Annotated in this window: 17 protein-coding genes; 10 read left to right on the plus strand and 7 right to left on the minus strand. The window is 70.8% G+C overall.

Annotation, left to right across the window (positions count from 1 at the left end):
* Positions 1-103: 103 nt before the first annotated feature.
* The 3 genes from OG430_RS49515 (at position 104) to OG430_RS31425 (ending at position 4,249) form a co-directional block, all read left to right on the plus strand.
* Positions 104-1,717 carry a serine/threonine-protein kinase gene (locus OG430_RS49515; protein ID WP_442816586.1) on the plus strand — a complete coding sequence of 538 codons (1,614 nt, stop codon included), beginning with the start codon at positions 104-106 and terminating at the stop codon, positions 1,715-1,717.
* Positions 1,718-1,857: 140 nt separating this feature from the next.
* On the plus strand, positions 1,858-2,466 hold the full coding sequence (locus OG430_RS31420; RefSeq protein ID WP_327356010.1) for a hypothetical protein: 609 nt from the start codon (positions 1,858-1,860) through the stop codon (positions 2,464-2,466).
* 325 nt (positions 2,467-2,791) lie between these two features.
* The gene (locus tag OG430_RS31425; RefSeq protein WP_327356011.1) at positions 2,792-4,249 is read left to right on the plus strand and encodes a serine hydrolase domain-containing protein; all 1,458 of its coding nucleotides are present in this window, start codon (positions 2,792-2,794) and stop codon (positions 4,247-4,249) included.
* A gap of 151 nt (positions 4,250-4,400) precedes the next feature.
* On the opposite strand, the gene OG430_RS31430 is transcribed toward OG430_RS31425, so the two are convergent.
* From OG430_RS31430 to OG430_RS31440, 3 genes are all read right to left on the minus strand, one after another.
* A complete protein-coding gene (locus OG430_RS31430; protein WP_327356012.1) occupies positions 4,401-5,042 on the minus strand; it encodes a superoxide dismutase in 642 nt (213 codons plus the stop codon).
* A gap of 157 nt (positions 5,043-5,199) precedes the next feature.
* Positions 5,200-6,747: an amino acid permease gene (locus OG430_RS31435; RefSeq protein WP_442816587.1), complete on the minus strand. Its 1,548-nt coding sequence runs from the start codon at positions 6,745-6,747 to the stop codon at positions 5,200-5,202.
* Between the two features lie 140 nt (positions 6,748-6,887).
* Positions 6,888-8,300 carry an amino acid permease gene (locus OG430_RS31440; protein WP_442816588.1) on the minus strand — a complete coding sequence of 471 codons (1,413 nt, stop codon included), beginning with the start codon at positions 8,298-8,300 and terminating at the stop codon, positions 6,888-6,890.
* A gap of 276 nt (positions 8,301-8,576) precedes the next feature.
* Between OG430_RS31440 and OG430_RS31445 the strand changes: the two genes are divergently transcribed.
* On the plus strand, positions 8,577-9,158 hold the full coding sequence (locus tag OG430_RS31445; RefSeq protein WP_327356013.1) for a biotin transporter BioY: 582 nt from the start codon (positions 8,577-8,579) through the stop codon (positions 9,156-9,158).
* Here the strand turns inward: OG430_RS31445 and OG430_RS31450 are convergent.
* Complete coding sequence (locus OG430_RS31450) at positions 9,155-10,492, minus strand: FAD-binding oxidoreductase (RefSeq protein WP_327356014.1); 1,338 nt, start codon at positions 10,490-10,492, stop codon at positions 9,155-9,157. The genes OG430_RS31445 and OG430_RS31450 overlap by 4 nt on opposite strands.
* Before the next feature lie 122 nt (positions 10,493-10,614).
* Positions 10,615-12,090 (minus strand): amino acid permease, encoded by a 1,476-nt coding sequence (locus OG430_RS31455; protein ID WP_327356015.1) that lies wholly within the window; start codon positions 12,088-12,090, stop codon positions 10,615-10,617.
* A 151-nt stretch (positions 12,091-12,241) separates the two neighbouring features.
* On the opposite strand from OG430_RS31455, the gene OG430_RS31460 reads away from it, so the two are divergent.
* Together OG430_RS31460 and OG430_RS31465 are read left to right on the plus strand one after the other, a co-directional pair.
* Positions 12,242-12,727: a ribose-5-phosphate isomerase gene (locus OG430_RS31460; RefSeq protein ID WP_327356016.1), complete on the plus strand. Its 486-nt coding sequence runs from the start codon at positions 12,242-12,244 to the stop codon at positions 12,725-12,727.
* A 178-nt stretch (positions 12,728-12,905) separates the two neighbouring features.
* Positions 12,906-13,736: an Fpg/Nei family DNA glycosylase gene (locus OG430_RS31465; RefSeq protein WP_327356017.1), complete on the plus strand. Its 831-nt coding sequence runs from the start codon at positions 12,906-12,908 to the stop codon at positions 13,734-13,736.
* Here the strand turns inward: OG430_RS31465 and OG430_RS31470 are convergent.
* Positions 13,733-14,965 (minus strand): GNAT family N-acetyltransferase, encoded by a 1,233-nt coding sequence (locus OG430_RS31470; RefSeq protein ID WP_327356018.1) that lies wholly within the window; start codon positions 14,963-14,965, stop codon positions 13,733-13,735. The genes OG430_RS31465 and OG430_RS31470 overlap by 4 nt on opposite strands.
* 211 nt (positions 14,966-15,176) lie before the next feature.
* Between OG430_RS31470 and OG430_RS31475 the strand changes: the two genes are divergently transcribed.
* On the plus strand, positions 15,177-16,283 hold the full coding sequence (locus tag OG430_RS31475) for a PP2C family protein-serine/threonine phosphatase (RefSeq protein WP_327356019.1): 1,107 nt from the start codon (positions 15,177-15,179) through the stop codon (positions 16,281-16,283).
* Here OG430_RS31475 and OG430_RS31480 read toward each other — a convergent pair.
* Positions 16,240-17,451: a cation:proton antiporter gene (locus tag OG430_RS31480; RefSeq protein WP_327356020.1), complete on the minus strand. Its 1,212-nt coding sequence runs from the start codon at positions 17,449-17,451 to the stop codon at positions 16,240-16,242. The genes OG430_RS31475 and OG430_RS31480 overlap by 44 nt on opposite strands.
* Before the next feature lie 284 nt (positions 17,452-17,735).
* On the opposite strand from OG430_RS31480, the gene OG430_RS31485 reads away from it, so the two are divergent.
* The 3 genes from OG430_RS31485 to OG430_RS31495 all read left to right on the plus strand — a co-directional run bounded on the left by OG430_RS31485 (position 17,736) and on the right by OG430_RS31495 (position 21,648).
* Positions 17,736-18,560 (plus strand): ABC transporter ATP-binding protein, encoded by an 825-nt coding sequence (locus OG430_RS31485; RefSeq protein WP_327356021.1) that lies wholly within the window; start codon positions 17,736-17,738, stop codon positions 18,558-18,560.
* An 87-nt stretch (positions 18,561-18,647) separates the two neighbouring features.
* Entirely contained in the window at positions 18,648-21,089 is a 2,442-nt protein-coding gene (locus tag OG430_RS31490; RefSeq protein ID WP_327356022.1) for an ABC transporter permease, read from the plus strand.
* Between the two features lie 94 nt (positions 21,090-21,183).
* On the plus strand, positions 21,184-21,648 hold the full coding sequence (locus tag OG430_RS31495; RefSeq protein ID WP_327356023.1) for an HD domain-containing protein: 465 nt from the start codon (positions 21,184-21,186) through the stop codon (positions 21,646-21,648).

Consider the following 21,648-nt stretch of genomic DNA (forward strand, 5'->3'; position numbering starts at 1 on the left):
GGTCGGTGAGAGGCCGCGCGTGACGCCGGGCGGAGGGGTCGGCCATACTGGCCCGCGGCATTCCAACGGGGGCGTGCGGGGCATGGGTTGGGGAGTGGACGGCGTGGACGTGCCGGAGCGCATCGGTGATTACGCCGTGGAGCGTGAGCTGGGAGCGGGCGGCATGGGGACGGTGTACTTGGCCCGGTCCCGGGGCGGACGTACCGTGGCTGTCAAGGTGGCCCGCCCCGAGCTGGCCGCCGATCCGCACTTCCGTGCCCGATTCCGCGCCGAGGTCGACGCCGCCCGCAGGGTCGGCGGGTTCCACACCGCGCAGGTGGTCGACGCCGACCCGGACGCGGCGGCACCCTGGCTGGCGACCGCCTACATCGCGGGGCCGACGCTGTCGCGTCTGCTGGCCGAACAAGGCCCGATGGGCGAGGCCCGACTGCGGCTGCTCGGTGCGGCGTTGGCAGAAGCGCTGCAGGCCATTCACACCTGTGGCCTGATCCACCGTGACCTAAAGCCGGGCAACATAATCATGGCCGACGACGGCCCGCGCGTCCTCGACTTCGGTATCGCCCGCGCCCTGGAGTCGACCCGGCTGACCTCCACCGGAGCGGCTTTCGGCACCCCTGGATTCCTGGCCCCCGAGCAGGCCCAGGGGATGGAAGTCGGCGGCGCCGCCGATGTGTTCGCACTGGGTGCGGTGCTGGTCGCGGCGGCCGGTGGCCATGCGTTCGGGGAGGGCACCCCGATGGGGCTGATGTACCGGGCCGTGCACGAGCCGCCGAACCTGTCCGCCGTGCCCGAGGGCATACGCCCGGCGGTTGCCGCCTGCCTGGCCAAGGAACCGGCACAACGGCCGACCCCCGAAGCGCTGTTGGACCTGTTCGCGCCGGACACCGCTCCGGAGGCGACGCCGGGCATGGCCGGACACCCGCCGACCCTGCCGGCCCCGGCCGCCGTGCTGCCCGCCCCGGCCGTGCCACCCGTGCCGACGCCGGCCGCCGGGTACGCTCCCGCACCGGCCGTGGGGCACATCGCCGGTGCCGTGACCGTCGCCGCCGCCCCGCGGTCCGATCTCCCGCCCGCCTTTCCGCAGCAGCCCCCCTGGGGCCAGGTGCAGCCCCCCTGGGGCCGGCCGGCGACGACCGCGCCGCCGAGGAGGAAGCGCACCGGACTGCGCGTCTTCGGTGGGGTGGGAGCCCTGATCGTGCTCGGCGGCGGGGGCTACGGCATCTACGGCTTCTCGGACGCGGCCTTTCCCAAGGCCACACACGAGATCGTCACACCCGCCACGATGGTGGGGGGCGCATACAAGCGTGACGCCGAAGGCACCAACTTCACGGACCCGCAACCGGACGACTGGACCGAGAAGGACGTGCTGCACCACTCCGTCGACTACCTCGGCACCGACAAGGCACCGGGGTTCGAAAAGATGTCGGTGTACGGCTCGTCCGGTCGGTTCAAGTACCCGGGGGACACCCGAGACGGCCTGATGGATGCCATGACCGTAACGGGCAGCGAGAATGTCAGCGATGGGCCCAAGATGATCAGCGTTCCCGGCTCGGACGTCGACTTCCGCTGCACGACGGTGGACGCGGCAACGGTGTGCGGCTGGGGCGACGACAGCACTACTGTCGCGATCGAGTTCACCCCAGCGGCCGACTCACTCGAAGTGGCCGCGGCGGAGACCAGCAAGATACGCGACGCCATCCGCAAGCCGATCCCATGACAGCCCTGACGGGCCATGGGGGCGGCGCCTCATGGACACCTCGACATCGAAGGCGACGCCGGCGCAGTACGGCCGTCCCCCGGAGCAGGCCAGGCGGGCCTCGACAGGCGTGCGGCGACGGCCTCGCTTAGCGTCCGAGCATGGGGACGAGCGCACAGCAGGCGATCGGCGGCGACGGCGGCCGCGACGACCCCGCGCTGCCCAACGACAACGCCCCCTACGCCACCCTCGCACCCCGCCCCGGCGACCGCGCCCTCCACCTGGTCTGCCGCGCCCTGCCCCCGCTCTGGTCGGCCCTCGGCCTGCGCACCGCGGCCGGCACCCTGCGCCACTATCTGCGCGGCACCGGCGCCCCGTACCGCCTGGACGCCCGCGCCCTGCTCGCCCTGCCCGTGGTGCGGACGGCGGTGGACGGCCGGCTGGACCGGTGGCGCGAGGAGGCGCGGGAACGGGGTCCGGGAACGTATCCCGCGGACAGCGGCTGGCGCGGCGTGACCATCGCCCGGCCGGGGAGCGCGGACCTCTGGCTGGCCCTGCGCGGGGTGCAGTACCGGCTGACCGGGACGGTCGAGGTCGCGGCGCCGGGGCCGGTGCGGATCACGTACCGCTTCCGCGTCCACAAGTCCTGGAACTTCGACCGCGGCGAGTCGGAGTACGGCATCCCCTTCACTCCCTTCGCGCGGCTCCATGAGACGGGCCTTGCAAGGGAGTTCGAGGCGGTCGGGGAGATCGACGGGCTGAGCGCCTAGGGCCTGTCCGGCGGATCTTCGCGGGCCCACGACGCCTGGCACGCGCCCCCAGCCTCCGGCCGGGGGTGCCCCCGCTCGCCGCACGCCCGAATCACCCAAGTACGTCCAGTACGAGGGCGATCCGGGCGCACGCCGAGAGCACGCACCAGACGCCGCGGGCTCTTCCGCGAAGATCCGCCGGACACGCCCTAGCCGTCCGGGCCCCGGCAGAAGCGAAGTTGATCCGTGTCGGCGCATTGAACGCATTGTCGACAGCGATCTTGATCGGCCGGTCGTGGCGGACAAGGATCGTCGTTGACCGAACATGCATGACACGGAGGACGCTTTGTCGAACGACGTAAGTTGGGATGCCGAGGGCAACTGGACGGCGAAGGGCGGCTGGGGGACCGCAGGTTCGGGCGGGGAGGGGTTCTCGCTCGACCGCTGGCAGGCCCGTCTCGACGAGTTGCGCGAGGCCCATCACGTGCCGGGTGCGACCCTCGCCGTGCTCAAGGACGGCGAGATCCACGAACTGGCCAGCGGGGTGCTGCACATGGGCACCGGGGTGGAGGCCACCACCGACTCGGTGTTCCACTCCGGCTCGATCGCCAAGATCTACACCGCGACCCTGGTGATGCAGCTCGTGGACTCCGGCGAGCTCGACCTGGACGCGCGCGTCGTGGACCTCGTGCCCGAGTTCGCCACCCCGGACGCGGAGGCCACCAAGACGATCACCGTACGTCAACTCCTCAGCCACACCGGCGGGTTGACCTGCGACTTCACCTACGACTCCGGGCGCGGGGACGACTGCCTCAGCAAGTACGTAGAGGCCGCCCACGACGTCGCCCTCGACTGTCCGCCCGGCACGGCGATCTCCTACAGCAGCCTCGGATACGTCGTCCTCGGCCGCCTCATCGAGATCCTCACCGGCCAGACCTGGGACGAGGCCCTGCGGGAGCGGCTGCTCGCGCCGCTCGGCCTCGAGCACACCATGACGCTGCCCGAGGAGGCGCTGCGGTTCCGGGTGGCCATGAGCCACCTCGGCGAGCCGGGCGGCTACCCCGACCCGGCGCCGGTCTGGGACTTCATGCCGCGCTCGGCGGGCCCGTACGGCCGTGTCATCTACTCCGCGGGCGACGCGCTGCGGCTCGTCCGGATGCACATGAACGGCGGCACCGCCCCCGACGGCACCCGCATCCTGTCGGCCGAGTCCGTCGCGGCGATGCAGCACCGCGAGGTCACCTGCCCGGACAAGTGGACGGTCAGCTCGGACGGTTGGGGCCTCGGCTGGACGCTGTACGACTGGGACGGCATATCCGGCTACGGCCACGACGGCTCGGCCGTCGCCCAGCAGTCCTATCTGCGCGTGGTCCCGGGGGCGGGCGTCGCCGTCGCCCTGCTGACCAATGGCGGCGGGGCCCGCACCCTTTACGCGGACCTGATGCGGGAACTCCTGGCCGAGCTGGCCGGAGTGCGCATGCCCGACGACTTCGGACCGGCGGAGCAGCCCCCGGCCGTGGACCTGGCGCCCCTCGTGGGCACGTACACGCGCGCGGGCGTCGTGCTGACCGTCAGCCAGAAGGACGACGGCAGTGCGCACCTGCTCTACGAATTCGTGGACGGCATGAAGGACATGTCCCCGCCGCTCGACATCGACCTGCTGCCGGTCAGCGAGACGGTCTTCGCCGGGACGGGCGCCGGGCCGGCGTTCAGCGAGGCCTACATGCCGGTGGTCTTCTCCACGCTGACCGACGGCACCCAGTGCGTCTACGTCGGCATGCGCGTCACGCCGAAGACCGGCTGACCGGTCCCCGTGAAGCAGGAGTGCCCCCGCGAGTCACGTCCTCGCGGGGGCATTCCGTTCTTCCGCCTGCAAGTGAAGGTTGAGAAGACGATCACGAGCAGGAGTGGGGGGTTTGGGGGGAATCCCCCCAAAGAGAAAAGCCTTCCCCTGCCTACGGCACCAGCAGCAGGTTGTACGCCCGCTCCTTCGCGGCCGCGTAACGCTTCGCCACGTCCTGCCAGTTGACGACCGCCCACATCGCGTCGATGAAGTCGACCTTCTGGTTCTTGTACTGCAGATAGAAGGCGTGCTCCCAGGCGTCGAAGACCAGGATCGGGGTGGAGCCCTGGCCGACGTTGCCCTGGTGGTCGTAGATCTGCTCGACGACGAGACGGCCGCTGACCGGCTCGTACGCGAGGACGCCCCAGCCGGAACCCTGGGTGGTGGCCGCGGCCTTGGTGAGCTGGGCCTTGAAACCGGCGAAGGACCCGAAGGACTCGGCGATGGCATCCGCCAAGTCGCCCACGCCGTCGGCCTGCAGGGGCTCGCCGCCGCCGTCGCCCGTCATGTTCTGCCAGTAGATCGAGTGCAGGATGTGGCCGGAGAGATGGAACGCGAGGTTCTTCTCGAGCCCGTTGATGGACCCCCACGACTCCTTGTCGCGGGCCTCCTCCAGCTGCTCCAGCGTGTCGTTCGCGCCCTTCACGTACGCCGCGTGGTGCTTGTCGTGGTGCAGCTCGATGATCTCCGGGCTGATGACCGGGGCCAACGCCGCGTAGTCGTACGGAAGTTCAGGAAGTGTGTAGATGGCCATGACTCGACAACGCCCTTCGACAACTCTTATTGCAAAAGACTTGCAACTGCAGGCTAGCAGCAAGAGGTGCGCGGGGTGTGAGGGGGCATGAGGTGCGAGGGGCATGCGAAAGGCCCCCGCCGGTGTCCGGCGGGGGCCTTGAGGTGTGTGGGATGCGTCAGTCGGACTCGGGCTCGGACTCGGACTCGGACTCGGGCTTCGGCTCCGACTTCGGCTCCAGCGCCTCGACCCGCGTGGTGAGCACCGCCACCTTGTCCGTCAGTGCCTGCACCTTCCGGGACAGCTGCAGCGCAAAGCCGATCACCGCGAGCGCCAGGGTCAGCCCGCCCGTGTAGTACAGCTGGACGCGGGTTTCCTCCTCGCGGGCCATCAGGACGAAGACCGTCGCCATGCCGGCCAGGGCCAGCCAGGTCAGATACGGGTAGGCCCACATCTTCACGACCAGCTTCTCGGGCGCCTCGCGCTCCAGCTTCTTGCGCATCCGCAGCTGGGCGGCGGCGATGAAGAACCAGACGACCAGGATGATCGCGCCGATGATGTTGAGCAGCCAGGCGAAGAGGGTCTCCGGGTACCAGTAGCTCAGCAGGACGCAGACGAACCCGAAGACGCTGGAGACGAGCACCGCGATCCGCGGCACTCCGCCGGAGATCCTGCCGAGCGCCTTCGGTCCCTGGCCGCGCGCGACCAGCGAGCCGGCCATGCGCGACGCACCGTAGATGTTGGCGTTCATCGCGGAGAGCAGGGCGATCAGGACGACGACGTTCATGATCTGGCCGGCGGCCGGCAGACCCAGGTGCTCCAGGGTGACGACGTACGAACCCTTGTCGGGGTTGGGCAGTGCCGGGTTGTTCCAGGGGACCAGCGTCACGATCACGGCCATCGAGCCGACGTAGAAGATCGCGATCCGCCACATCGCCGTCTTCACGGCCTTCGCCACACCCTTGATCGGGTGCTCGGACTCGGCCGCGGCGATGGTGACCGTCTCCAGGCCGCCGTACGCGAACACGGAGGCGAGGAGGCCGATGATCAGGCCCTCGCTGCCGTTGGGGAAGAAGCCGCCGTTGCCGGTCAGGTTGGACAGGCCGGGGGCCTCGGTGTCGGGCAGGACGCCGGTGATGGCGAGGATGCCGATGCCGAGGAAGAGGACGATCGCGCCGATCTTCAGCGCGGCGAACCAGAACTCGAACTCGCCGAAGTTCTTCACCGAGATCAGGTTGGTGACGCAGAAGAGCAGCATGAACAGGGCGACAAAGCCCCACTCGGGCACTGCCGGAAGCCAGCCGTGCGCGATCTTCGCGGCGCCGATCCCCTCAAGGCCGACGGCCACACAGAGCAGGAACCAGAACGACCACCCCGCGGTGAATCCGGCCCACGGCCCGATCGCCCGCTCGGCGTGCACCGAGAACGAACCCGAGGCCGGGTTGGCCGCCGACATCTCGCCGAGCATGCGCATCACGAGCATGACGAGGGCGCCGGATATCGCATAGGCGAGGATGATCGACGGACCCGCGGCGGAGATCGCGGCGCCGGAGCCCACGAAGAGGCCGGCACCGATCACGCCGCCGAGGGCGATCATCGAAAGATGGCGCTGCTTGAGGCCGTTGTGCAGGGGCGAGCCGCCAGTGGCGGGGGAGCTGCCCGTGACAGGCGTGGCGGCGTCTGCGGGCGCCGCGGCCTTCTCGGGTGAGAGCGATGTCCGAGCCATGGTCGTGGGGGAGTCCATTACTTGAGACGGCAAGAGCCCCGCCAGTCTGGGCTCCCGCACCGCTCAGCTGTAGACCCCGACCGTTATCCGGACAGTTTCTTTACACAGGGTCATACGTTGGTCACGACTGCCGCGACGGGCTACTTGTGCCGCAACTCCCGGATCCCCGCCACCACCAGCACCGCGGCCGCCGCGCCCGCCGACCACAGGAGTTGGGGCCGCGCCGTGCTGTCGGTGAGCATCAGCCCGACCAGCGCGGCCATCCCGGCGAGCGCCGCCCAGGTCAGCCAGGGGAAGAGCCACATCTTCAGGACGAGCCGCTCCGGCGCCTCGCGCTCGATGCGGCGCCGAAGGCGCAGCTGCGAGACGGCGATCAGCGCCCAGACGAAGATCAGCACCGCGCCGACCGCGTTGAGCATGTAGAGGAAGATCGAGTCGGGCCACTTGAGGTTGAGCACGACGGAGACGAAGCCGAAGGCCACCGACGCGAGCACGGCTCGCTGCGGCACCCCGCCGCGCGAGACCTTGAGCAGTGCCTTCGGCGCCTCGCCGCGCTCGGCGAGCGAGAAGACCATGCGGGACGAGCCGTACAGGTTGGCGTTGAGCGCCGAGAGCAGCGCCACGAACACCACGATGTTCATGATCGTGCCGGCTGCCGGGATGCCGATCGAGTCGAGGACGGTGACGTACGGGCTGAGTCCCGCCTTCTGCATGGTCCAGGGCAGCACGGTCACGATGACCAGCATCGAACCGACGTAGAAGAAGAGGATCCGCCACACCGCGCTGCGCACCGCGCGGGACACCGAGCGGGCCGGGTCCTCGGACTCGGCGGCCGCGATCGTGACGACCTCCAGACCGCCGAAGGCGAAGACCACCGCGAGCACGCCGGAGATCACGCCCTCCCAACCGTTGGGCAGGAAGCCGCCGTCGCCGGAGAGATGGGTGAGGCCGACCGGGTCCGTGTCCGGCAGCACGCCGAAGATCGCGAGCGAGCCGAGCACCAGGAACAGCACGATCGCGCCGACCTTGAGGGCCGCGAACCAGAACTCGAACTCGCCGAAGTTGCGCACCGCGGCCAGGTTCGACGCGGTGAAGACCACCATGAAGATCAGCACCCAGGTCCACTGCGGGACCGCGGGTGCCCAGCTGTTCGCGATCTGCGCGGCCGCGGTCGCCTCGACGGCGAGCACCACCACGAGCAGGAACCAGTAGAGCCAGCCCGCACTGAACCCGGCCCAGCGCCCGATGGCGCGCTCGGCGTGCACGGAGAACGAACCCGAGGCGGGCATCGCGGCGGACATCTCGCCGAGCATCCGCATCACCAGCATCGCGAGCACACCCGCGATCAGGTATGAGAGGACGATGCCCGGGCCCGCGACCGCGATCCCGGCACCCGAGCCGACGAACAGCCCCGCACCGATCACCCCGCCCAGGCCGAGCATGGTCAGGTGCCGCTGCTTGAGCCCGGTGGAGAGGGGCTCGGAACCGGGGTCGAGGCCCGGGGTCGCCTTGGGCGCGGCGGCGTCGGGGGCGTCTTGCGAGGTGGGGGGCATGGTGGGGTGCGTACTCTCTGAGCGATCTGAGCGATCTCAGTGATTTGGCGGGACCCCACAGTCTCTCCCGGCACCCTGCATCTACGCAAAAAGGACACCGACCGCCCGGACCTCAGTGACGAGCGTCACGCCTGCCGATTGTGTGCGGGGGCCTCTTTGTATGGACCTCACCAAGGTCCCAACCCCCGCTTTGTCGGCGGCTGATGGTGATCGCGCGTTAACACCTGGGTTAGCGTCACCGATGTCCCGTCCTGCCTAGCTTCGCCCGGAGTCCCCATGGCCACCGCTGCCGTCACCGCCCGCCCCGGGCAGGTCCTCGCCGACCTGCTGCCCGCCTCCCGTACCCGCGACATCGCGCTCGTGGTGGGCGGCGCGGCCCTCACCGGCGCCGCGGCCCAGCTCGTGGTCCCGGTCCCCGGCTCCCCGGTCCCGGTCACCGGCCAGACCTTCGCCGCCCTCCTGGTCGGCACCGCGCTCGGCACCAAGCGGGGCTTCGCCTCGCTCGCCGTGTACGCGCTGGTCGGCGCGGCCGGCGTGCCGTGGTTCCAGGGCGGCACGTCCGGCTGGGGCGGCGCCTCCTTCGGCTACGTCCTCGGGATGCTGCTCGCCGCGACGATGGTGGGCGAGCTGGCCCGCCGCGGCGGCGACCGCTCGGTGCTGCGCATGGCGGGCACGATGGTGCTCGGCTCCGCGGTCATCTACGCGGTGGGCGTGCCGTGGCTGATGGCGTCGACGGGGATGAACCTGAGCGCGGCGGTGGCCGCGGGGCTCGTACCGTTCCTGATCGGCGACGGCCTCAAGGCCGCGCTGGCGATGGGGGCACTTCCCGCGGCCTGGAAGCTCGTCGGCCGCCGCTAGTCCACCTTGGGCCGCACGTTGTAGTTGTGGCGGAAGGTGTTGGCCGGGTCGTACGCGGCCTTCACCTCCGCCAGCCGCCGCAGCGTCTCCGGCTCGTACGCGTCCCGGACCACCTCTTCGCCGAACTCGCCGAAGAGGTGGTTCAGGTTTCGCCCCAACTTCCTTTCCTGGAGCGGCTCCAGCACCCTCCCGTGCGCGGCCCGAGCCGTCCCCCGGTCCACCTCGAAGAGCGCCGACAGCACGGTCACCAGCCAGTGCGCCCCCCGATGCCCCACCGCGTTCGGCACCTTCGCCTCGCGCGCCAGCGCCCCGCCCAGGTGCTTCACCTGGACGACCGCGCCCCGGGCGTCCGGCCCGGTCAGTGCGCGCAAGGCGGCCGCGTCCACCGCGTCGACCAGCAGGTTGTCCCCGTCATAGGGATGGGGCGCGGGCGGGTCGCTGTGGATGGTGTGGCTCTCGGTGTACGGCATCGTCCGCAGGTCGTCGACGAGCGGCGGCGTCACCTCCCGTAGCGGCGCCACAAGGCGCTCGCCCTCCTCGGCGGACCCGGTGAAGGCGATCCGCACCGTCAGGACGTACCGCCCCCGGAACGCCTCGGGCGCGAACGGCGCGTCCGGCCAGGCCATCAGCGCCGCCGAACTGGTCAGCTCCTCGGGCGCGTTCTCCGCCCACGCCACATACGCGGCAAGCGCGCGCTCCACCTGCTCGTCGGCGAAGGCGAGGATCCCGCCGTACACGGTCGCCAGCGGCATCAGATCGAATTCCACGGCGGTGACGACGCCGAAGTTGCCCCCGCCACCCCGCACGGCCCAGAACAGCTCGGGCTCGCGCTCCGCGTCCACCTGTCGCAGCGCACCGTCGGCCGTCACGATGTCGAAGCCCCGGACATGGTCGGCGGCGTACCCGAACTGCCGCCCCAGGATGCCGAGTCCGCCTCCGGTGAGATAGCCGACGACACCGACACCGGGCGCGGATCCATTGACCGGGGCGAGGCCGTGCGGTGCGCCGGCCGCGATCACCTCGGCCCAGGTCACCCCGGCACCGGCGCGCGCGGTGCGCCGGTCGGCGTCGATGGTGAGGTCCTTCAGCCGCCGGGTGGAGATGAGCACGCCGCTGTTGGTGGCGGCGGACAGCCCGTGCCCCGTGGACTGCACGGCGACGCTCAGCCCGTTCTCCCGGGCGTACGCCACCCCGGCACGCACCTCGTCGGCGGTCTCGGCGGCGACGACGAGCGCGGGCCGGTGGGCGTAGGCGGCCTGGAAGCCGGAGCGTTCTTCGTCGTAGCCGGTGTCCTGGGCGCTGAGGACGTTCTTCAACGGGTTCTGTGTGGTCATGGGGACACCGTCCCCGAATAACCTGACATCCGCCGTCAGCATTTCTGCCGACGTTCCCGTCAACACGGCAGCGGGCGGCGGCAACCGTCATGGTCGCCACCGCCCGCCGGCCGAGCGGAACGTCAGGCCCCGACGCGCCTGCGCCGAGCCCAGACCCACTCACGTACGACAGCAATGCCGAGCACCAACGCGGCCACGAGCAGCGAAAGCAGCACCTGCTCCCGCCCCGCGTCATCGAACAGCATGTACACGAGCACGAACGAAATCGCCGCGATGGTCACCCAGGTGAGCACCGGGAAGAGCCACATCTTCACGACGAGCTTCTCCGGCGACTCGCGCTGGATGATCCCGCGCATCTTCAGCTGCGTGAAGCAGATCACCAGCCACACGAACAACGCCACCGCGCCCGACGAGTTCAGCAGGAACGCGAACACGGTCTTGGGCCACATGTAGTTGAAGAAGACGGCGACGAACCCGAAGACGACAGAAGCGAGGATCGCGGTCCGCGGCACCCCACTGCCATCGGTCCGCCCGAACGCCCGCGGCGCGTCCCCGCGCTTGCCGAGCGAGAAGGCCATGCGCGAGGCCGTGTACAGCCCCGAGTTGAGGCAGGAGAGCACGGCCGTCAGGACGATCACGTTCATGACCTGCCCGGCGTGCGGAATCCCGATGGAGTTCAGCGCGGCGACGTACGAGCCGTCCTTCTCGATCGACTTGTCGTTCCACGGCAGCAGCGTCAGCACGACGAAGATCGAACCGAGATAGAAGACACCGATGCGCCAGATCACGCTGTTGGTGGCCTTGGTGACCGCGCGCTGCGGGTCCTCGGACTCACCGGCGGCGAGCGTGACGATCTCGCTGCCCATGAACGAGAACACGACCATGAGCACACCCGTGAGGATGGAGCCGGCGCCGTTCGGCATGAAGCCGTGGGTGTCCGTCAGATGCGCGAAGCCCGCGCCGGGGTTGTCGGAGCCGGGCAGGATGCCGAACACGGCGAGCAGCCCGATGATCACGAAGCCGCCGATCGCGACGACCTTGATCCCGGCGAACCAGAACTCGAACTCACCGTACGAGGAGACGGAGACGAGGTTCGTCGCGGTGAGCACCACCATCACGATGAGCGCCCAGCCCCACTGCGGGATCGCCGGTATCCAGCCCTCCAGGATCACCGCACCCGCGGTCGCCTCGACGGCGAGCACCACGACCCAGAAGAACCAGTACAGCCAGCCGATGGAGAACCCGGCCCAGCGGCCCAGCGCCCGGTCCGCGTACTCGGAGAACGACCCGGAGGCCGGGTTGGCGGCGGCCATCTCACCGAGCATCCGCATCACGAGGACGACCATCGTGCCGACGATCGCGTACGACAGCAGGATGGCGGGCCCGGCGGCGGCGATGCCGGAACCGGAGCCGACGAACAGCCCCGCCCCGATCACGCCACCGATGGCGATCATCGACAGATGACGGTTCTTGAGCCCGGCCTTCAGCTCGTCGCCGCCGCCGGTGACGGGGGCTTCGACGGTGCCGGGGGTGTTACCAGGATTCCCAGGAGCAGCGGGACGCCTGTCTTCCTTCGCAAGGTGCGGTTGCGAGGTCATGGACAGATCCTTAAGTTCTCGGATGACGAGCCCAAGCATTCAACCCATACGAAGGCCAGGGACGGAAGGCCTGATTCCGGATCGTTGCAGAAGGACCAAGGTCCCGACCCGGCCGCGCCTACCCCGCCCGTCACGTGCCACACTCGGTGCCATGCGCGTGTATCTCGGCTCCGACCATGCCGGTTATGAACTCAAGAACCACCTCGTCGAGTGGCTCAAGGCCCAGGGCCACGAGCCCGTCGACTGCGGTCCGCACATCTACGACGCCCAGGACGACTACCCGCCGTTCTGCCTCCGTGCCGCCGAGGGAACGGCCGCGGACGCGGACGCGCTCGGCATCGTGATCGGCGGCTCGGGCAATGGTGAGCAGATCGCGGCGAACAAGGTGAAGGGCGTGCGGGCCGCTCTCGCGTGGAGCGAGCAGACGGCCGCGCTCGGCCGCGAGCACAACGACGCCAACGTGATCTCCATCGGTGGGCGGATGCACACCCAGGAAGAGGCCACGAAGTTCGTCGAGATCTTCCTCGCGACGCCGTACTCCGGTGAGGAGCGCCACACCCGCCGCATCGAGATGCTCTCGGCGTACGAGACGACGGGCGAGCTTCCCCCGATCCCGGCGCACCACCCGCAGGCGTAGGAACTTTTCCCCACCCCGCCCCTTCCCGTAAGGCTGCCGCCGGCTTCAGAAGACTGTCCTCAAACGCCGGACGGGCTGATTTATCAGCCCGTCCGGCGTTTGAGGCCCGCGGCGAAGCCGCAAGTGTCACTGCCGGGAAGGGGCGGGGTGGGGAATCAAAAACGGAGGACCGAACACCGTGCCCGAGGGTCACACCATCCACCGGCTCGCAGCCGACCACCGCGAGCGGTTCGAGGGCACCCGCCTCAGGGTGACCAGCCCGCAGGGCAAGTTCTCCGACGGCGCGGCCCTGCTCGACGGCCAGGTCATGGAGAGCGCCGAGGCCCACGGCAAGCACCTGTTCCTCAGCTTCGGCCCGGTGGGCCACGTACACATCCACCTCGGCCTCTTCGGCAAGCTCGGCTTCGGGGACGCCCCCGCACCCCCGCCCACCGACACGGTCCGCCTCCGCCTCCTGAACGACATCGCGTACGCGGACCTGCGGGGCCCCACCACCTGCGCCCTCGTCACGGCAGAGGAAAAGCAGGCGATACACGACCGCCTGGGCCCCGACCCGCTCAGGGACGGCGACGACCCGGGCAAGGCCTACGCCCGCATCGCCCGCTCCCGCACCACCATCGCCGCACTGCTCATGGACCAGAAGGTCATCGCCGGAGTCGGCAACGTCTACCGCGCCGAAGTCCTCTTCCGGCACCGCATCGACCCGTACCGCCTCGGCAAGGACGTCACCCGCAAGCAATGGGACGCGATGTGGACGGACCTGGTGGAGCTGATGCGCGAGGGCGTACGCAACAACCGCATCGACACCGTGCGCCCCGAGCACACCCCGGAGGCGATGGGCCGTCCGCCCCGCGTGGACGACCACGGCGGCGAGGTGTACGTGTATCGCAGGGCCACACAGGCCTGCCACATCTGTGGCGGCGAGATCCGCACCGCCGATCTCGCCGCCCGCAACCTCTTCTGGTGCCCCAAGTGCCAGCGCCCGAAGAGGACGCGCAAGACCGTCTAGAAGCCGTGCGGCAGGAACGGCGCCACCGCGGACCCGAAGGCCACCGAAGCCTCCGCCAGCGCCCCGCCCCGCAGCTCGCGCACCCGCCCGGCCGCCGCCAGTGAGGCGAGCGAGAACCCGCCGAGGTAGGCCTGGCCCAACTCCCGTACGGACAGGGCGAGATCGGCCGGGTCGGTGGTCCGCTCGCAGGACGCGCCCTTGGTGTCGCCGGTGAGCCGCCAACGGCCCGCGTTCCAGGGGCAGAAGGCGTCCTCGACGTCCAGGACCACATCGACGGGCGCCTGGTACGTACGGGCCGACAGTGCGGCGCCGACCTCGACGAGACGTACGTACAGCGAATCCCGTGCCTGCGGGGCGCACCGGCGGATGTCGGAGACCATGTGCTGCCAGGCGTCGTCGACCGGCCGGTTGCGCAGCACGATCTTCGACGTCAGGTCGAGGTCGAAGAGGTACCGCCACAGCGCCGCGTACGCCGCCGGGTCCACCGCCTCCAGATCGTGCAGGATCGCCGATCCGTCCGGCACCGCGAGCGAATGCCAGTCAGGCTTGGTGCGGAAGCGGGCATAGCCCACCAACTCGCCTTCCCGCTCGGCCAGCAGACACTGCAGCGGCGACTTCCCGCTGCGCTCGCTCTCCGGGTCGACAAGCCCCTGCCGCTCCCAGCCGGGCGTCCGGGCCAGCATGCCGGGGCGGGCCGGCACCTGCCGTGCGTAGAGCGCCTCGCACTCGTCCAGTACGTCGCCCGGGGGCACGAGCCGTAGCCGTACGTCATCCGTACCGGGCGGCACGGCCAGCCGTACCCGCGCCGAATCGATGTCCGCGTACAGCTGCTGGGTAGCGGCGCCGTAGCCGAACCGGCCGTAGATGGAGGGCTCGGACGCGGTGAGCAGCGCGAGGGGCTCGCCGAGTTCCCGTACGTCGTCCAGCTGCCGCCGCATCATCGCGGTGAGGACCCCGCGCCGGCGGTGCGTCGGCGCGACGCTGACCATCGTGACGCCCGCCGCGGGCACCAGGGCGCCGCCCGGAACGGCCACCCGGAAGGAGAACGCCCCGCTGGTGCCCACCACGTCGGTGCCGTCCCACACGCCGAGGGACCGCTCGCACTCGGTGACCGACCGGTCGAACTCCCGCTCCTCCTCCGCCTCTCTGACCCCTCCGAACGCCAGCTCCAGCGTGCTGAACCAGCGATCCCAGTCCTCGGGCCGAAGTACCCGCAATTCAGTCGTCATACGGCATCCCTACCAGGCCATCGGTTCCGTCGGCGAGGGGATTTAGGCCCGCCCGGCGGGGCGATCCACCGTCCGCGTGCCCGCCCGTGAGAAGGACAACGCGCACCTCCCGTGCACAGCGCGGCATCGCCTGTATAGGGTCCAGAACAGTCCACGAACCAGCGCAGGAGGACTCATCGGCCGCTCGGAAGCCGAGACGCTCCCTGCCCGGATGCGCAAGAAGGTGCACCGGGTACGGATCGCGCTGCGCAAATCCGGCGTCGACTACTTCCGCGGCGACGGCTCTGACTGGATCGCCCTCGCGGCCCTGCTGCTGACCGTCCCGGCCGTCACCGTCGGCACGATCGCGATGCCCGTCTGGTTCTCACCCGCGCTGCTCGTGGTGCCGATCGTCGCCGGCGGACTGCTGCTCCGTCCCGCGAGCCTGCTCGGTCTGTACGGTGCCGCCGCCGCGGCCCTGATCGTCGAGTCGCTGACGCTCGGCCCCTATACGCAGGGGCCGGCCCGGGTGACGCCGGGCATCGTCCTGACGGTCGCCGCCTGCGGGTTCTTCGGCCTGGTCATCGCGCAGTTCCGCAGCCGGGTCGGGGTGCCCTGGCGGCGCGGCGGCACCATGCTCTTCGACTTGCGCGAACGCATTCGGGTGCAGAGCAAGCTGCCCGCGCTCCCGACGGGCTGGCACCGCGAGATGGCGCTGCGGCCGGCCGGCGGCCAGTCCTTCTCCGGCGACTTCGTGGTCGCGGCCCGCACGAACAACGGCCGCACCCTGGAGGTCGTCCTCACCGATGTCTCCGGCAAGGGCATGGACGCGGCGTCGCGGGCCCTGCTCCTGTCCGGCGCCTTCGGCGGGCTGCTCGGCTCGCTGCCCCCGCACAAGTTCCTGCCGGCGGCCAACGGCTATCTGCTGCGCCAGGACTGGGACGAGGGCTTCGCGACCTCCATCCACCTGGCCCTCGACCTGGAGTCCGGCGACTACGAGCTCCTGTCGGCCGGGCACCCGCCGGCGGTCCAGCTGCACGCGGGCACCGGACGCTGGGAGGAGAAGGCCGCGGACGGCCCCCTCCTCGGCGTGTACGACGGGGCGCAGTTCGACCCGGTGAAGGGCTCCCTGCGCCCCGGCGACGTCCTGATGCTCTTCACGGACGGCCTGGTCGAGACGTCCGAGCGGGACATCGCGGAGGGCATCGACCGCCTGACCGGCGAGGCCGACCGCTATGTCGCGGGCGGCTTCCACGGCGCTGCATGGCACTTGATCGAGGCGGTCGCGAAGGACGTCAACGACGACCGGGCACTGCTGCTTCTGTGTCGTGACGCGTGAGCTGACCCTCGGACGCTGAGGGTTCCGCGCTCCCCTTGCCCGGCAAGATCCGCGCCAGCCAGTGCGCCTGGCCCGCCGCCAATGGCCCCAGTACCGCGAGGAGCAGTACGTACCCCGCGATGAAGGGGGAGAGGCGGGCGTCCAGGCCCGCGCCCGCTGCCATCGTCGCCAGGATCAGGGCGAACTCGCCGCGGGCAAGGAGCGTTGCCGAGATGTTCGCGGACGGGCCCGGGCCGAAGCCGTAGACGCGTCCGGCGGCGAGGCCCGCGAGGACGTTCATCGCCAGCGTCAGCGCCACCGCGGCGAGCACCGGCCACAGCACCACCGGCAGGTCACCGGGGTCGATGGAGAGCCCGAACGCGAAGAAGAAGATCGCGCCGAAGGCGTCCCGCAGCGGATGCACCAGCTTGCGGATGCGCGCCGCCGACGTGGTCGAGCCGAGCATCAGGCCGACCATGAAGGCGCCGATCGCGTCGGCGACCCCGAACCACTCCGAGACTCCGGCGACGAACACGGCCGCGCCCAGGAAGGAGATGACCAGCAGCTCGTTGTCCTCGACGTCGAAGAGCCGCTGGATCAGGCGCGTACCGAAACGGGCCACGAGAGCGAGAAGCAGCAGGAAGCCGAAGGCCTTGCCGCCGTCCATGACGGCCGCCGAGAGGCTGTCCGCGCCGGACAGGACGGGCTGCAGCGCCGCCAGGTACAGGGCCAGGAAGATGTCCTCGACCACGATGATCCCGAGGATCGGCTTGGTCTCCGGATTGCCCAGCCGGCCGGTGTCGACCAGGACCTTCGTGACGATCGCGGACGACGAGATGCCGAGCACCCCGGCGAGGACCAGCGCTTCGGAGGTGCCCCAGCCGAGGGCGAATCCGAAGCCCAGGCCCGCGCCGACGTTCAGCGTGAGGTAGGCGCCTCCGGCGAGGGCCATCTTGCGGCCGCCCGCCTTGAGGTCGTCCATGTGGAACTCGAGGCCGAGATAGAAGAGCAGCAGGACCAGGCCGAGTGCGGAGAGCATCTCCAGGTCGTGCGGGTCGGCGACCAGGACGATGCCCGGTGTGTGCGGGCCGAGCAGGATCCCGGCCAGGATGAACAGGGGGATGGTCGGCAGTCCTATGCGGCCGCCGAGGCGGGCCAGGATCGCGGCGGCGAGGAATGCGCCGCCCATGGCGATGAGGGTGTCTGCGTGTCCGATGGGCTTTCCTCCGTGTCATTGGCTCGATGTCATGGCTCGATGGCAAAGGGAGCGTCAAGAACGCGTCAATATTTAGCTTACCAAAAGGTTTAGAGCGGCAACCATTCACGCCCTGCCCCCGGCCAGAGGTGGGGAGAACCCCACCCCCGATCCGCCAGCGACCGCCATGGTTCCCGCACCCCCCGAATCCGTACGTTCGAGTCATAGATCAGCGACGTACGCGATGACCGTGATGAACATGGACGGAGACGGTGGACATGGGGCTGCGACGCAGCAAGAAGCGTGAGCACGACGAGGCTCGACCGGCCGGCGGCCCGCAGGGCCCCGTGGCGGACTGGGCCGTCGAACTGCGCGGCGTCCGGCGGCAGTACGGGCGCGGAGGCTCCGCCGTGCACGCCCTGCGCGGCATCGATCTCGCCCTGGAACGCGGCAGTTTCACCGCCGTGATGGGCCCCTCCGGGTCCGGCAAGTCGACCTTCCTGCAGTGCGCCGCGGGCCTCGACCGGCCGAGCGACGGCACGGTCCGGCTCGGCGGCACCGAGATCACCGGCATGAGCGAGAACAAGCTCACCGCCCTGCGCCGCTCCCGCCTCGGCTTCGTCTTCCAGGCCTTCAACCTGCTGCCCTCGCTGAGCGTCGAGCAGAACGTGCTGCTCCCCATGCGCCTGGCCGGACAGCGCCCCGACCGCCGCGCCGCCGCCGAAGTCCTGGCCCAGGTCGGCCTCGGCGACAAGGGGAAGCGCCGCCCCGGCGAGCTCTCCGGCGGCCAGCAGCAGCGCGTCGCCATCGCCCGCGCCCTGGTCACCCGGCCCGACGTCGTCTTCGCGGACGAGCCGACCGGCGCCCTCGACACCACCACCGCCGCCGAGGTCCTCGGACTCCTTCGCGGCGCGGTGGACCGCATGGGCGCGACCGTCGTCATGGTCACGCACGACCCCTCGGCGGCCGCGTACGCGGACCGCGTCCTCTTCCTCGCGGACGGCTCGATCGCGGACCGCATCGAGCGCGGCTCGGCGGCTCAGATCGCCGCCCGCATGACCGCCCTGACGGCCCCGGCCTACGCGACCGCCGCAGCGGCATAGCCGCGCCGCTTCCCCAGAGATCCCGCGACCGGGATCCGACACAGAGATCCCGAGCCAGGGATCCGAGACAGAGATCCCGAGACTCCGATGAAATCCCTCAGCAACGGCCTCGCGCGAGCCGCGGTCCGGTTCAAACCCGCCTCCTTCGTGGGCACGTTCGTCGCCCTGATGATGGCCGCGATGATCGTGTCCGCCTGCGGCATCCTCCTGGAGACGGGCATCCGCGCCTCCGTGCCGCCCACCCGTTACGCGGGCGCGCCCGTCGTGGCGGCCGCCGACCAGACGGCCCACCTCGGCAGCGGCGACAGCGAGTCGCAGACGCCGCTCCCGGACCGGGCCCGGATCGACAACTCGCTGGTGGCGAAGGCCGGTTCGGTGCCGGGGGCGCGTACCGCCGTCGCCGACGTCAGCTACCCGGTGCAGTCCGCCGACGGACCGCTCACCGCGCACGGCTGGGGTTCGGCGCAGTTCACCGGCACCGCGCTGGCGAGCGGCGCGGCCCCGCGCGCGGGCGAAGTCGTCCTGGACAAGGGGCACGTGGGCGACCGCGTCACCCTCACCACTGCCGGCGGACCGAAGGACTTCCGGGTCTCGGGCCTGGCGAAATCGGGCAGCGGCACCGTCTGGTTCGCGGACTCCGACGCCATACGTCTCTCCGGGCACCCCGGGAAGATCGACGCGATCGCCGTCCTGCCCAAGGGTGGCGTCGATGCAGGGGAGTTGAAGGCCCAGGTCGCCCACGCGCTCGGCGGCAAGGCCAAGGTGTACACCGGCGATGACCGGGGCGCGGCCGAGGACGGCTCGCTGGCCGGCGCCAAGGAACTGCTCACCGGGCTCGGCGGCTCCTTCGGCGGGGTCGCCACCATGGTCGCCGTGTTCACCGCCGCCGGCACCGTCGCGCTCTCGGTGGGTCAGCGCGCCCGTGAGTTCGCGCTGCTCAGGGCGGTCGGGGCGACGCCGCGCCAGCTGCGCCGGTCGATCGCCACGGAGGGGCTGCTGCTCGCTCCGGTCGCCGCCGCGGTGGGTCTGCTGCCCGGAATCGGCCTGGCCACCTGGTGGTTCGGGCAACTCAAGGAGAAGGGTGCGGTCCCGGAGGCCGTCGACCTCTCCGTGTCGTTCATCCCGCTGGTGTCGGCGGGCGGCGCGGTCCTGGTCACCGCGCTGCTCGCGGGCTACATGGCGGCCCGCCGCCCGTCCCGGATCAAGCCGGGCCAGGCCCTCGCCGAGGCCTCCGTGGAACGACTCAGGCCCGGCTGGATCCGTACGCCGCTGGGCATCGCGGCCGCCGTGGGCGGCGCGCTGTGCGCGGGGCTCGCGGCCTCGTCGACGGGGGAGGACGCGGCCAATGCCGCGCTCGGCGTCGTCATGCTCTTCATGCTCGCGGTCGCCCTCCTGGGGCCGCTGATCGCGCGGGCCTGCGCCGCCCTCTTCGGCCTGCCGCTGCGGGGCGCGGGCGCCTCCGCGTCGCTGGCCGCCGCCAACTCCCGTACGAACGCACGCAGGTTGGCGTCCGCGATCACCCCGATCGTGCTCGCCATGGCGTTCTCCTCGACGCTCGTCTTCATGCACACCAGCGAGGACCGGGTGGCCTCGGACCAGCGGCAGGCCGGCATCACCGCCGACCACATCGTGGCCTCGCCGAGCGGCGCGGGCCTGCCCGTCGACGCGGCGGCGAAGGCGGGCGCGGCCCCCGGCGTCTCCGCCTCGGTGGGCCTGCTGAAGTCCTCCGTCCTCGTGCCCGTCGGCTCGGGCGGCGACCGCTACCTCGAGTCGGCGTCCACGCAGGGCGTCTCGGGCTCGGCGCGGGACCTGGCCCGGGTGCAGGACCTGGACGTGCAGGGCGGCTCGCTGAAGCTCGGCAAGGGCGAGGTCGCGATCGACGCGTCCCTGGCGCGCTCGGCGAAGGTGGGAGTCGGTGACCGCCTGGAGCTCATGCTGCCCGACGGCACGAAGGCGTCACCGGTGGTGGCGGCGACGTACGGCCGAGGCCTCGGCCTCTCCCAAGTCACCCTTCCCTACGCGCAGTTGGCCCATCACGTCACCTCGCCCTTCCTCTCCGAGGTCTGGACGAAGGGCGGCACCGCGCAGGCGCTCGCCCCGCTCGGCAAGGTCCTGGACCGTGGCGGCTACACCACCGCGCAGTCCCTCGACCGCAAGCTCAACGCCTGGGCCAACACCACCATGGCCGCGGTCCTCGGCGGCTTCGCCGCGGTCGCCGCCGTCAACACCCTGGTCATGACGGTCCTCGACCGCCGCCGCGAACTCGGCATGCTCCGCCTCATCGGCTCCACCCGCCTCCAGATCATGCGCATGGTCCGCTGGGAGGCCCTCCTGGTCGCCTGCGCGGGCATCGTCCTCGGCACGGGTATCGCCCTGGCCACGCTCATCCCGATGATGAACGGCCTGACCGGGCAGGACCCGTACATCCCGCCCCTCGTGTACGGCTCCTTCGTGGGCGCGATCCTCGTACTCGGCCTCGGCGCCGCCACGTTGCCGGCGCGGGCGGCCCTGCGCGGCGCCCGGCGATAGCGCCTGCGACAAGGACGGTGTGGGGCCGCGGCTGCCAGACCCCCCTGACGTGCGGGAGAATGTCCCGCACGTGACAGGGGTGAAGGGGGAGCCGATGGCGGAGCGGCAGCAGTGGTTGAGCCTGGCCGAGGTCGAGGCCGTCGCCCGCGAGGCGCACGCGACCCAGACCGACAAGGCGGGTGAGCCCTATGTGCTGCACCTGCAGGCGGTCGCCGAAGGGACGCGGGCCCGGGGCGGCGACGACGAACAGATCGCCGCGGCCTGGCTGCACGACTCCGTCGAGGACGAGCAGCTGTCCGAGCAGTGGCTGGCGGACGCGGCCCTCTCGCAGCGCACGAAGGACATCGTCCTCGCGCTCACCAAGCGCCAGGGCGAGGAGTTGCCGGAGTACACGCAGCGCATCCTCGACACCGACGGCGCCCGCCTCGTGAAGGCGGCCGACATCGCGCACAACTGCGACCCGGCCCGCCGGGCCCGCCTCGACGAGGAGACCCGGCGACGGCTGACTCACAAGTACGCACGGACGCGGCAGCTGCTCGGCCTCGTGGAGGGCGACTGA

The sequence above is a fragment of the Streptomyces sp. NBC_01304 genome, from assembly GCF_035975855.1.
Classification (GTDB): domain Bacteria; phylum Actinomycetota; class Actinomycetes; order Streptomycetales; family Streptomycetaceae; genus Streptomyces.

Coding starts and splice junctions, on each gene's coding strand:
- OG430_RS31435 (WP_442816587.1), bottom strand. CDS start 6,747: ATGGCTCGGACATCGCTCTCACCCGAGAAGGCCGCGGCGCCCGCAGAC.
- OG430_RS31475 (WP_327356019.1), top strand. CDS start 15,177: ATGCGCAAGAAGGTGCACCGGGTACGGATCGCGCTGCGCAAATCCGGC.
- OG430_RS31445 (WP_327356013.1), top strand. CDS start 8,577: ATGGCCACCGCTGCCGTCACCGCCCGCCCCGGGCAGGTCCTCGCCGAC.
- OG430_RS31470 (WP_327356018.1), bottom strand. CDS start 14,965: ATGACGACTGAATTGCGGGTACTTCGGCCCGAGGACTGGGATCGCTGG.
- OG430_RS31455 (WP_327356015.1), bottom strand. CDS start 12,090: ATGACCTCGCAACCGCACCTTGCGAAGGAAGACAGGCGTCCCGCTGCT.
- OG430_RS31460 (WP_327356016.1), top strand. CDS start 12,242: ATGCGCGTGTATCTCGGCTCCGACCATGCCGGTTATGAACTCAAGAAC.
- OG430_RS31495 (WP_327356023.1), top strand. CDS start 21,184: ATGGCGGAGCGGCAGCAGTGGTTGAGCCTGGCCGAGGTCGAGGCCGTC.
- OG430_RS31480 (WP_327356020.1), bottom strand. CDS start 17,451: ATGGGCGGCGCATTCCTCGCCGCCGCGATCCTGGCCCGCCTCGGCGGC.
- OG430_RS31450 (WP_327356014.1), bottom strand. CDS start 10,492: ATGACCACACAGAACCCGTTGAAGAACGTCCTCAGCGCCCAGGACACC.
- OG430_RS31490 (WP_327356022.1), top strand. CDS start 18,648: ATGAAATCCCTCAGCAACGGCCTCGCGCGAGCCGCGGTCCGGTTCAAA.
- OG430_RS31420 (WP_327356010.1), top strand. CDS start 1,858: ATGGGGACGAGCGCACAGCAGGCGATCGGCGGCGACGGCGGCCGCGAC.
- OG430_RS31485 (WP_327356021.1), top strand. CDS start 17,736: ATGGGGCTGCGACGCAGCAAGAAGCGTGAGCACGACGAGGCTCGACCG.
- OG430_RS31430 (WP_327356012.1), bottom strand. CDS start 5,042: ATGGCCATCTACACACTTCCTGAACTTCCGTACGACTACGCGGCGTTG.
- OG430_RS31440 (WP_442816588.1), bottom strand. CDS start 8,300: ATGCCCCCCACCTCGCAAGACGCCCCCGACGCCGCCGCGCCCAAGGCG.